Origin of the sequence: Enterovirga sp. (assembly GCF_028290205.1) — a bacterium.
Lineage (GTDB): Bacteria > Pseudomonadota > Alphaproteobacteria > Rhizobiales > Beijerinckiaceae > Enterovirga.
The window spans coordinates 20,944-32,304 of record NZ_JAQGKF010000057.1 but is presented as its reverse complement, the minus strand read 5'-3'; the positions used below and the strand labels follow the sequence as shown (position 1 = coordinate 32,304).

The 11,361-nt window shown below is 69.3% G+C and carries 11 protein-coding genes; 10 read left to right on the top strand and 1 reads right to left on the bottom strand.

What is annotated here, in order from left to right; translation table 11 throughout:
• The 9 genes from JWR86_RS04160 to JWR86_RS04120 all read left to right on the top strand — a co-directional run.
• The coding region (locus JWR86_RS04160; protein ID WP_299561158.1) for an undecaprenyl-diphosphate phosphatase at positions 1-371 on the top strand (371 nt) is incomplete at its 5' end.
• Positions 372-507: 136 nt separating this feature from the next.
• Complete coding sequence (locus tag JWR86_RS04155) at positions 508-2,367, top strand: methylmalonyl-CoA mutase subunit beta (protein WP_299561155.1); 1,860 nt, start codon at positions 508-510, stop codon at positions 2,365-2,367.
• A gap of 65 nt (positions 2,368-2,432) precedes the next feature.
• Positions 2,433-2,819, top strand: coding sequence for a hypothetical protein (locus JWR86_RS04150; RefSeq protein ID WP_299561152.1), 387 nt, complete (start codon positions 2,433-2,435; stop codon positions 2,817-2,819).
• Between the two features lie 142 nt (positions 2,820-2,961).
• Positions 2,962-3,384, top strand: a complete 423-nt coding sequence (locus JWR86_RS04145; RefSeq protein WP_299561148.1) for a hypothetical protein — start codon at positions 2,962-2,964, stop codon at positions 3,382-3,384.
• Positions 3,385-3,604: 220 nt separating this feature from the next.
• Positions 3,605-4,609, top strand: coding sequence for a GGDEF domain-containing protein (locus JWR86_RS04140; protein WP_299561145.1), 1,005 nt, complete (start codon positions 3,605-3,607; stop codon positions 4,607-4,609).
• A gap of 166 nt (positions 4,610-4,775) precedes the next feature.
• Entirely contained in the window at positions 4,776-6,236 is a 1,461-nt protein-coding gene (locus tag JWR86_RS04135; RefSeq protein ID WP_299561142.1) for a methyl-accepting chemotaxis protein, read from the top strand.
• Between the two features lie 150 nt (positions 6,237-6,386).
• Positions 6,387-7,043 (top strand): DUF47 domain-containing protein, encoded by a 657-nt coding sequence (locus JWR86_RS04130; RefSeq protein WP_299561139.1) that lies wholly within the window; start codon positions 6,387-6,389, stop codon positions 7,041-7,043.
• A gap of 4 nt (positions 7,044-7,047) precedes the next feature.
• A complete protein-coding gene (locus JWR86_RS04125) occupies positions 7,048-8,055 on the top strand; it encodes an inorganic phosphate transporter (RefSeq protein ID WP_299561136.1) in 1,008 nt (335 codons plus the stop codon).
• A gap of 16 nt (positions 8,056-8,071) precedes the next feature.
• Positions 8,072-8,422, top strand: coding sequence for a hypothetical protein (locus JWR86_RS04120; protein ID WP_299561133.1), 351 nt, complete (start codon positions 8,072-8,074; stop codon positions 8,420-8,422).
• A gap of 6 nt (positions 8,423-8,428) precedes the next feature.
• On the opposite strand, the gene lepA is transcribed toward JWR86_RS04120, so the two are convergent.
• Entirely contained in the window at positions 8,429-10,234 is a 1,806-nt protein-coding gene (gene lepA / locus JWR86_RS04115; RefSeq protein ID WP_299561130.1) for a translation elongation factor 4, read from the bottom strand.
• A gap of 209 nt (positions 10,235-10,443) precedes the next feature.
• Here lepA and JWR86_RS04110 point away from each other — a divergent pair, with 209 nt between their 5' ends.
• Positions 10,444-11,355, top strand: coding sequence for a sugar kinase (locus JWR86_RS04110; RefSeq protein WP_299561127.1), 912 nt, complete (start codon positions 10,444-10,446; stop codon positions 11,353-11,355).
• The last annotated feature ends 6 nt before the right edge of the window (positions 11,356-11,361 follow it).

The following is an 11,361-nucleotide window of genomic DNA, read 5'->3' as shown; positions in this document are numbered from 1 at the left end:
TGCCGATGGACTTCAAGATCGGCCTGTTCCAGTGCATCGCGATGATCCCCGGCGTTTCGCGCTCGGGCGCCACGATCGTGGGCGCGATGCTGATGGGCGCCGACAAGCGCTCGGCCACCGAGTTCTCGTTCTATCTCGCGATCCCCACCATGGCGGGCGCCTTCGCCAAGGACCTCCTCGACAACTACAAGAACCTCTCAAAGGACGACACCGGTCTGATCGTGATCGGCTTCATCGTCGCCTTCATCTCGGCCTTCATCGTGGTGCGTACGGTGCTCGATTACGTTTCATCCCACGGCTTCCGCCTGTTCGCGTGGTGGCGCATCATCGTCGGCTCGCTGGGCTTCGCCGGGCTCATCATCTTCGGCTAGGTCCCCCACCTCGAGGGGATACAAAATACAGCGTGGCCGGGCGATTGCCTCCGCGAGCCACGCCGTGCAAGGGCTGTCGCAAGCAACGATCCGGTCGTCCGTGGCCGGCATACAGCACCTGCGGAGGCCCGCCCCGATGGAAGACCGTCCCCTCGCCGACCTGTTTCCGCCCGCGACCCGCGAGCGCTGGCTCGGCCTCGTCGACGGCGTCCTGAAAGGCGGCGACTTCGAGAAGCGGCTGGTCTCGAAGACCGCCGACGGCATCCGCATCGAACCCCTCTACGAGCCGGCGGCACCCGTGGCGCAGCCGGTGCGGGCGCCGGGCCCGTGGCGCGTCTCACAGCGCGTCGACCATCCGGACGGCGCGACGGCGAGCGCCCTCGCCCTCGCGGATCTCGAGGGCGGGGCCGACGCGCTCGTGCTGGTGTTCGCCGGCGCGCCCGCCGCCCGGGGCCACGGCCTCGCCCCCACCGACGCGGCGGACCTCGACGCGGCGCTCGGCAACGTGATGCTGCCGCTGATCGCCACCCGCCTCGATGCCGGCGCGCGCGGGATCGAGGCCGCCGACCTGATCCGGGACGTGGTCAAGGCGCGCGGCGAAACGCTGAAGGGTCTCGACCTCGATCTCGGCCTCGACCCGATCGGCCAGCTCGCCGCCACCGGTTCCCTGGCGGAGAATTACGGCTCGCGAATCGCCCGCAGCCTCGCGGATTTCGACGCCGAGGGCTTCACCGGCCGGGCCTGCCTCGCCGACGGCCGCCCCTATCACGAGGCCGGGGCCAGCGAGGCGGCCGAACTCGCCGCGACCCTCGCGACCGCGATCGCCTACCTGCGCGCGCTCGAAGCGCACGGCCACGACCTCGGCCGGTCCCGCGACGCCATCGCGGTGCTGCTCACGGCCGATGCCGACGAGTTCCTGACCATCGCCAAGTTCCGCGCCATGCGCCGGCTCTGGGCGCGAGTGGAAGCCGCCTGCGGCCTCGACCCGAAGCCCCTGCGCCTGCATGCCGAGACGGCGTGGCGGATGATGTCCCGGCGCGATCCCTTCGTGAACATCCTGCGGACCTCGATGGCGGCCTGCTCGGCCGGTCTCGGCGGCGCCGATTCCGTCACCGCCCTGCCCTACACGGCGGCCCTCGGGCTCGCCGACGCCTTCGCCCGCCGGGTGGCGCGCAACAGCCAGATCGTGCTGATCGAGGAATCGAACCTCGCCCGGGTCGCCGACCCGGCGGCTGGCGCCGGCAGCTTCGAGACGCTGACGGAAAAGCTCTCGGAAACCGCCTGGGCGGCCTTCCAGGAGATCGAGCGCGAGGGCGGCATCGTCGCCAGCCTCCAGGCGGGCGCGATCCAGGGGCGGATCGCGGCCACACGGGCGACGCGGACGAGGAACATCGCCACCCGGCGCGAGGCGCTGACGGGCGCCAGCGAGTTCCCCTACCTCGCCGAGAAGCCCGTGACCGTCCTCGACATCCCCGCCGTCGCGGCACCCCAACTGGGCGCCTTCGGCACCGGCCCGGCACTGACCTGCGAGCCCCTGCCCTCGCAGCGCCTCGCCGAATCCTACGAGGCCCTGCGCGACGCCTCCGACGCGACCCTCGCCCGGACGGGCGGCCGCCCGACGGTGTTCCTGGCCAATCTCGGCCCGGTGGCGGCGTTCAACGCACGCTCGACCTTCGCCGCCAACGCCTTCGCGGCAGGCGGGATCGAGGGGGTGAACCAGGATGGGTTCACGGAATCGGCGGCCCTCGCCGAGGCCTTCCGGGCGTCGGGGGCACGCATCGCCTGCCTGTGCTCGTCGGACGCGATCTATGCGACCCATGCGGTGGAGGCGGCCAAAGCCCTGAAGGCGGCCGGCGTCACCACCCTCTACCTCGCCGGCAAACCCGGTGACCTCGAGGAGGCCCTGAGCGCCGCCGGCGTCGATGCCTACCTGCATGCGGGGGGCGACGTCCTGGCCCTGCTCACGGGAGCGCTGGCGCACGCCACGGCCGCCTGACGCCGCAACCGAACGGCGCCCCGTTCGTTCTCGGCCCAGTCGAAATTGAACGCGAACGGACAGCCATGCGACGCGCAGCCCTTGCGGTGACCACCCTCGCCCTCCTCGGCGCCTCGATCGGAGCCGCCGATGCCGCCAAGAAGAAGGTGAAGGTGCCCAATCGCTACGACGGCACCTGGAGCATCGAGGTCGTGACCCTCGACGGTCCCTGCGACCGGGCCTACCGCTACGGCGTGCAGATCCGTCGCGGCGAGGCGAGCTATGCGGGCGGCGAGTTCAACATCAACGGGCGGGTCTCCCAGTCCGGCGGCGTGCGGGCCGTGATCTCGCGCGGGAACGATGCCGCCGACGTGGTCGGTCGCCTCGGGCGCCAGGGGACGGGTAGCGGCACCTGGAGCACCACCGGGCTGATCTCCTGCAGTGGCCGCTGGAACGCCGAGCGCCGGGGCTGAGACCGTTCTGTGCTCGGGACGCCACAATCCGGGTGGATCGTCGGGTGAGCGAACGCGCTGCGACGGTCTGCCCTTCTCCGGACCAAATCCGCAGGGAATACTGACCCCGAATCGAAAATGATCTCGCACGGGGCGTCCCACGATGAAGGCTTTGCTGTTCGGCGCGTTCGTGACGACCGTGGGCTGGGTCGGCGTGGCGGAGGCCGCGGGACGCAACCCGGTGCAGCCGCATGGGGTGATGTCGCCGCTGGAAAAGGCGGCGACCGACTGCTTCGCGGAGACAGTCCTCTCGAACCCCGCCGCCACCCGCCATGCCCGTGCCGGACGCTGGTACGAGGCGGCCGGGATCACGGGCTTCCTCTGCCGGCCTGAGGTCGACGCGATGATCCAGGCGCATGATCGCCTGTACGGACGCGGCACCGGCACCCGCTACTTCCAGAACGCCTACACGCAGCACCTCGGGCGCGAACTTGCCGAGCGCCTGCAGCCGATGCTGGAGCGGAAGGCGGTCGCGAGCGCCGAGCCTCCGGTCGACCGGGACGACGCGAACAAGCCCGCCGAATAGGACACGCAGCAGACAATTGTCTTAACGGGTTTCGCTTAGCATTGAATCGGAAGGTGACTGCGCGAGGGAGGCTTTCCTGGCAGCTTCCGATCATTCAGAGGGACGATCCCCATCCTCGGGCGTCTCGCCTCATGTCCTGCCCTCCGGATCGGCGTCACCGCCCGCTCTGCACGCCCGCCTTGGGTTGCCGTCGGCGGCAGTCCATCTCGCTCATCGCGTCATGGATGCGGCCGCCGCGCAACGCACGGCCGATGCGGCCACGATCCACGCGCTTCGCGCCGAATTGGCACTGCGGAACGACCTGATCCGGTCACAGGCCGCCGCCTTGGCCTGGGACCGAGCCATCTTCGAGCAAGCGTCGACGGCTGCCCGGATCGGCCTTTGGGAGTGTGACCTGGCGAGCGAGTCGCTTCGCTGGAGCGACGGTGTCTGCGATCTCTTCGAATTTCCGCGCGGCACGAGGCCGGATCGCTCGGAGACCCTGAATTGCTACCCGGAGGAGGCACGACGCAGGCTCGTCGCCGTTCGGACGGAGGCCATCGCCAAGCGCTCCGGCTTTACCCTGGACACCGAGATCGTCGGCCGGCTGGGCAGCCCACGCTGGATCCGCATCACGGCCACGGTCGAATGCCGGGGCGAGGTGCCGATGCGCCTTTTCGGACTGAAGCAGGACATCACGTTCGAGAAGCTGCAATCGGACCGCGCGCGCCACCGCGCGGAATTCGACTACCTGACGGGGTTGGCGAACCGAGCACTCTTCGAATCACGCCTCGCGGCCATACCGCAGGCCGGAACCCTCCTCCTCGTGGACCTCGACGGCTTCAAGCAGGTCAACGACACCCACGGACATGCGGCGGGCGATGCCTGCCTCCGGGAAGCCGCGCGACGCCTCGGCGAGGCTTGCCACGACGCGGATCTCGTGGCGCGGATCGGCGGCGACGAGTTCGCCGTGCTCCTAGCGACCGACCCCGATGGATCCCTCGGCACGGCGCTCGGGCACCGGATCGTCGAGGCCATGCGGGCTCCCTTCGTTTACGGGACCGCGAGCCTCAGCTTCGGAGCGTCCGTGGGCGTTGCGTGCGCTTCTCATTGCGCGCCGGGGGACCTGTTCCATCTAGCGGACAACGCCCTCTACGCCGCAAAGGCCGCCGGGCGCGGGACGGCCAAGATGGCGGCACCGGACCTGTCACGGTCGCGTCATGGCGAAAATTCGGTCGGTCGCTGACCGTCATTTGTGCAGCGCGGCAACGATCTACGAAGATTCCATCAAGCCAGCCGGATCTATCGTGGCTCCGCGGCGAAAGCCGTCGGAGCAACGCGCGTCCGTGGCCGGTCGACGCCGGACATGGATACCGGCTCCGTCTTGAACCATCGTCTCTTCGAGGTCGCGCGTGAACCGGTCGACAATCCTGAGCTGGCTTCATCGAAACGGCGAAGGCCGGCGCACATCCGGCGCGGCTGCGGACAAGACGGTTCGTGCCGAGGCGGCCCACATGCGGGAACTCGGCACGCTGCTGGGCTTCCTCGATGCGGTCTCGCGTGCCTGCGCCACGGCGACGACCCCCGAGGCGGCCACGCGCGACTGCCTCGGCATCGTCGCGCGCTTCACGGGCTGGCCCATCGCACACGCCTATCGCCGCCTCGGCGACGGGGACGCCGCGATGGGGTCGATGCGCGTCTGGTCCCTGGCCTCGGGGGACGGATCCGGCCAGGCGGCCGCGTTCGTCGCCGCCTCCGAAGGTGCCGTCTTCGCCGTCGACCAGGGGCTGGTCGGCCGGGTCGCGGCCAGTGGCGAGCCGATCTCCTGCGCGGACGTGACCGTGCTGCCCGGCTTCGTCCGGGCCGGGACCGCCCGTGAGAACGGGGTGCGCGGCTGCTTCATGTTCCCCGTCCGCCGCGGCGATCGGGTGGAGATCGTGCTGGAGTTCTTCTCCCGCGAGGTCGCCGAACTGAACGACGATCTCCTCGCCGTCATGGCCTATGTGGCCGACCGCCTCTCGCTGGCGCTGACGGACCACGCCCAGCGCGTCCGCGCGGCCAGCCTGATGACGACCCTCGACGGCATCGCGCGGCAACTCGCCGAGACGACGATCCAGGTCGAGGCGGGCGCGCAGGGCGTGCTCCGGATGGCCGGGACGGTGGACGAGGGGCGCAGGGAGGTCGACCGCTCCAGCGGCGAAGCGGCCGGGGAGATCGACGCGGTGGCTCGCTCGGCCCAGGATCTCGTGGCCCTGTCGCGCGAGGCGAGCGGCCATGCCGCAAGGGTCGAGACCATCGCGGATGGCTCGGGTCGGGTGCTCGACGAGGCGGTGGCGGTGTTCACCGACCTGCAGGGCCGGATCGCCGGGGTCGGCCAGATCGGCGATCTCATCAGCACCATCGCGAGCCAGACCAACCTGCTGGCCCTCAACGCAACGATCGAGGCGGCACGCGCCGGCGAGGCCGGGCGCGGATTTGCCGTGGTGGCGGCCGAGGTGAAGGCCCTGTCGAGCCGGGTCAGCCAGGCCACCGCCGAGATCGCCGCGCAGGTCGATCTCCTGCGCGGCGTGGCGGCGCAGTCCACCGGCTCGCTCGCACGGGTGCGCGACGAGATCGCCACGGTCCGGCAGAGCGCCGTCGAGATCAGCACGGTCAGCGTCGCGCATCAGGCCGCCGCCGGGACGATCGCCGAGGGCATCACCCGCGCACGCGCGACGATCGCCCGGGCCACCGATCACCTCGACGCCTTGCGCGCCACCACCGCCGACGCCCTCGGGTCGTCCCGGGCCCTGAGCGAGACCTCGGCCCGCCTGCGCGATCAGGGACGGGACCTCGGATCGGCCACGCGCCGGCTCGCTGCGTCGGAGCGCTGATTTTTCGCATCGAACCGTGGTCCGGTTTCGCATTTATCGGTGTAGCGCGCGGGCAAACGCCTGTATCAACGCGGCCGCAGGCTTCCCATAGCCGGCGAATGACCTCGACCCACCTGGGTGCCGCGTCCGGCCCCGACCGGAGTGCCGTGCATGCTCGGCTGGTTCAAAGCTCTGATGCCGAAGGAGGATCGCTTCTTCGACCTGTTCGAGCGCCACTCGCGCACGCTGGTGGCCGGCGCGGAAGCCCTCGAAGGTGTGCTTCAGGGCGGCGAGGCCGTGCCGCGCTACTGCCAGATCATCGTGGATCGCGAGCACGAGGCCGATGCCATCACCGCCGAGGTGCTGCTGGCGGTGCGGCGCAGCTTCATCACCCCCTTCGACCGGGGTGACATCAAGGACCTGATCCAGTCGATGGACGATGCCATCGACCAGATGAACAAGACCGTGAAGACGATCGCGCTCTACGAGCTGCGCGACTTCCAGCCCCTGATGCGGGAGATGGGCGGCACCGTGATCGAGGCGGCACGCCTGACGGCGGAAGCGATCCCGCTCCTGTCCTCCATCGACAAGCATGCGGCCCGGCTCAACGCGTTGACCGAGCAGATCACCCGGGTGGAGGGCCGCTCGGACGAGATGCAGGAGCGTGGCCTCAAGGCACTCTACCAGGCCCACCGAAAGGATGGCGGCGACGGCGATACCATGGCCTACCTGATCGGGGCCGAGATCTACGGTCACCTGGAGGATGTCGTCGACCGCTTCGAGGACGTCGCCAACGAGATCAGCGGCATCGTGATCGAGAACGTGTGAGGCGATGACCGACGCCGCCCTCGCCCTCCCCTATCTCGTCGGCCTGATCGCGGTCGCGTTGCTGTTCGACTTCCTCAACGGCCTGCACGACGCGGCCAATTCCATCGCCACCATCGTGTCCACGCGCGTGCTGCGGCCGCAATACGCCGTGCTCTGGGCCGCGTTCTTCAACTTCATCGCGTTCCTGTTCTTCGGCCTGCATGTCGCCCAGACGCTCGGCACCGGCATCATCGATGCGGGCATCGTCGACCCGCGCGTGATCTTCAGCGCCCTGATCGGCGCCATCGTGTGGAACGTCGTCACCTGGATCTTCGGCATCCCGTCGAGCAGTTCCCACGCCCTGATCGGCGGTCTCGTGGGTGCCGGCACGGCCAAGGCGGGGTTTAGCGCCGTGGTCTGGAGCGGGCTGATCAAGACATCCGCCGCCATCGTGCTCTCGCCGCTCCTCGGCTTCGTGCTGGCGCTCCTCCTGGTGCTGATCGTCTCTTGGACCTGCGTGCGCGCGACGCCCTTCGGCGTCGACCGGAGCTTTCGCATCCTGCAATTCGCCTCGGCCTCGCTCTACTCCCTGGGGCACGGTGGCAACGACGCGCAGAAGACCATGGGAATCATCGCATTGCTGCTCTATTCGCAGGGGCTGCTGGAGGGCGAGTTCCACGTGCCCCTCTGGGTGGTCCTCTCCTGTCAGGCGGCCATCGCGCTCGGCACGCTCTCCGGGGGCTGGCGCATCGTGCACACGATGGGCTCGAAGATCACCCGGCTGAACCCGATGCAGGGGTTCTGTGCCGAGACGGGCGGGGCGATCACGCTGTTTGCCGCGACCTGGGCGGGAATTCCGGTCTCGACCACCCACACCATCACGGGGGCGATCATCGGCGTCGGCGCCGCGCGACGGACCTCGGCCGTGCGCTGGGGCGTTGCCAGCAACATCGTGGTGGCCTGGGTCCTGACGTTGCCGGCGGCGGGGCTGGTCGCCGCCGCGACCTACGCCCTCACCACCTTCTTCCGCTAGACGATCGAGCCGCATCGTGCCCTCCGCCAACTCGCCGAAAGGCACCAAGGCCGCGCCGAAGAAAAGCGGCGCGAAAGCGGCCGGGTCCAAGACAGCCGGGTCCAAAACGGCCGGCGCCAAGGCGTTGGGTCCCAAAACGCGCGGGTCCAAAACGGCCGGGGCCAAGGCCCACGTCTTCCTCATCGCGGTGAAGCGTCGCCGCGAGGCCCTGCGGGTCTACGCGGTGCTCACGGTCTCCGAGCCGGTGGCGCTCGCCATCGTGGAGGCCGCGAGCGCGGAGGACGCCGCCGTGGAGCCGGTCGGCCGCCTCTCGAAGAAGCTCGCCGGTCCGCTCAAGCTCCTGACAGGCGAACCGCGTCTGATCTGAGCCGGATCAATCGTCCATCTTCAGGGCGGCGATGAACGCCTCCTGCGGGATCTCGACCTTGCCGAACTGGCGCATCTTCTTCTTGCCCTCCTTCTGCTTGTCGAGGAGCTTGCGCTTGCGGGTGGCGTCGCCGCCGTAGCACTTGGCGGTCACGTCCTTGGACAGGGCCTTGATGGTTTCGCGCGCGATGATCTTGCCGCCGATGGCAGCCTGGACCGGGATCTGGAACAGGTGGCGCGGGATGAGGTCCTTCAGCTTCTCGCACATGGCGCGGCCGCGGCTCTCAGCCCTGTCGCGGTGGACCAGCATGGACAGCGCGTCGACCGGCTCGGCATTGACCAGAATGGACATCTTCACGAGGTCGCCCTCGCGGTAATCCGTGACGTTGTAGTCGAACGACGCGTAGCCCTTCGAGATGGATTTCAGCCGGTCGTAGAAATCGAACACCACCTCGTTCAGCGGCAGGTCGTAGATGACCATGGCGCGCTTGCCGACATAGTTGAGGTCGATCTGCACGCCGCGCCGGTCCTGGCACAGCTTCAGGATGCCGCCGAGATACTCGTCCGGCGTCAGGATGGTGGCGCGGATCCAGGGCTCCTCGATCGACAGGATCTGCATCACGTCCGGCATGTCGGCCGGATTGTGCAGCTCCTTCACGGCGCCGTCGCGCATGTTCAGATGGTAGACGACGGAGGGCGCGGTCGAGATCAGGTCGAGGTTGAACTCGCGCTCGAGCCGCTCCTGGATGATCTCCAGATGCAGCAGGCCGAGGAAGCCGCAGCGGAAGCCGAAGCCGAGCGCGGCCGAGGTTTCCATCTCGTAGGAGAAGCTCGCGTCGTTGAGGCGCAGCCGGCCCATGGCGGCCCGCAGGGTCTCGAACTCGGCCGCATCGACCGGGAACAACCCGCAGAACACCACCGCCTGAACGGGCTTGAAGCCCGGCAGCATTTCCTTGGTCTGGCGCTTGTCCTCGGTGATGGTGTCGCCGACCGCGGTGTCGGCCACCTCCTTGATCGAGCCGGTCAGGAACCCGACCTCGCCGGGGCCGAGCCGCTCCACGTCCTGCATCTTGGGCCTGAACACGCCGATCTTGTCGACGCCATGCACGGCGCCGGTGCGCATCATCTTGATGTTCATGCCCTTTTTGAGCACGCCATCGACGATGCGCACGAGCACGACGACGCCGAGATAGGCGTCGTACCAGCTGTCCACGAGCAGGGCCTTGAGGGGCGCGCTTTCATCGCCCTTGGGCGGCGGCAGGCGCGTCACGATCGCCTCGAGCACGAGATCGATGCCGAGCCCGGTCTTGGCCGAGATCGGCACGGCCTCGGAGGCATCGAGGCCGATCACCTCCTCGATCTGCTGCTTGACCCGGTCAGGCTCCGCGGCCGGCAGGTCGATCTTGTTCAGGACCGGGACGATCTCGTGATTGGCGTCCAGCGCCTGGTAGACATTGGCCAGTGTCTGCGCCTCGACGCCCTGGGACGCGTCCACCACCAGCAGCGAGCCTTCGCAGGCGGCGAGGGAGCGCGACACCTCGTAGGCGAAATCCACGTGGCCGGGCGTGTCCATCAGGTTGAGGACGTACAGCTTGCCGTCCCGGGCGGTGTATTCCAGGCGCACGGTCTGCGCCTTGATGGTGATGCCGCGCTCCTTCTCGATATCCATCGAGTCGAGCATCTGCTCGCTCATGTCCCGGAGCGCGACGGTGCCGGTCTGCTGGATGAGCCGGTCGGCCAGCGTCGACTTGCCGTGGTCGATATGCGCCACGATCGAGAAGTTGCGGATGTTGTCGATGGACTGGGCGGTCATGGGATTCCGGGCGCGCGTCCCCGCCGGCGCGCAAGCGCTCGAGGCGGGGGGCGTTCTCCGGCCGAGATAGCAGCCGGACCGGCCTGCGCCAAGGGAAGGGGGCCGCGGCGACGGGCGGCACCCCGGAGTGCCGGGCCGTGGCCGGGCCGCGCCGGGCCGCCTTGGCGTCCGCCTCGGCAGCCCGCATAACGGCCCCGGGGAGGATGCGCATGGACGCGCTGTTCATCGGGCAGAGCTATATCGACGTCACCTTCGTGACCGGCGACCAGCCGATGCCGACGGGCGACGACAAGATGGTGGCCGAGGATTACGCCATCTCGTTCGGCGGCAACGCGGTCACGGCCGCCTTCTGCTGCGCCAAGCTCGGCATCGCGCCCGATCTCCTGTCCTCCGTCGCGGATGACTGGCTCGGCCGCATGTTCGTGGATATGGCGGCGAAATACGGCATCTCCGTCCACCACCGAAAGGTCAGGGAGAGTTCGCTCTCCTTCATCATGCCGCGCGGCGGCCGCCGGGCCATCGTGCGCTGCCGGGACGACGCGTACCTGCATCCGGTGCCGCCGCTTCGTCTCGACGGCTGCCGGGCGCTGCATCTCGACGGGCACCAGCCGGACGCCGCGCTGCACTACGCCAAGCTGTGCCGCGAAGCCGGGATCATGACCTCGCTCGACGGCGGCGGGCTCCGGTCGAACACCCACGACCTCCTGGCCTTCGTGGACGTGGCCGTGGTGGCCGAGCGCCTGTGTGAGCAGATGGGTCTCTCGGCCTCCGGCATGCTGGACTACCTGCAGGCCCGCGGCTGCCGGGTCGGCGGCGTCACCCAGGGCGCTGACGGCATGGTCTGGTACGACGAGGCGGGCCGGCGGCGGCACCTGCCGGCGCTCGATGTTCCGGCCGAGCGGGTGATCGACACCAACGGGGCCGGAGACATCTTCCACGGCGCCTATGTCTACGCCTATCTGGCCCGGCCGGAGGCGAGCTGGGAGGAGCGCTTCGCCTTCGCGCGCGGCGCCTCCACACACGCCATCCAGCATCTCGGCAACGAGGCGAGCCTGCCGGGCCTGGCCGACGTCGAGCGCGCGCGCTCCGAGTACCGGGAGAGGGCGCCGGCCACGGTCTGATATCGT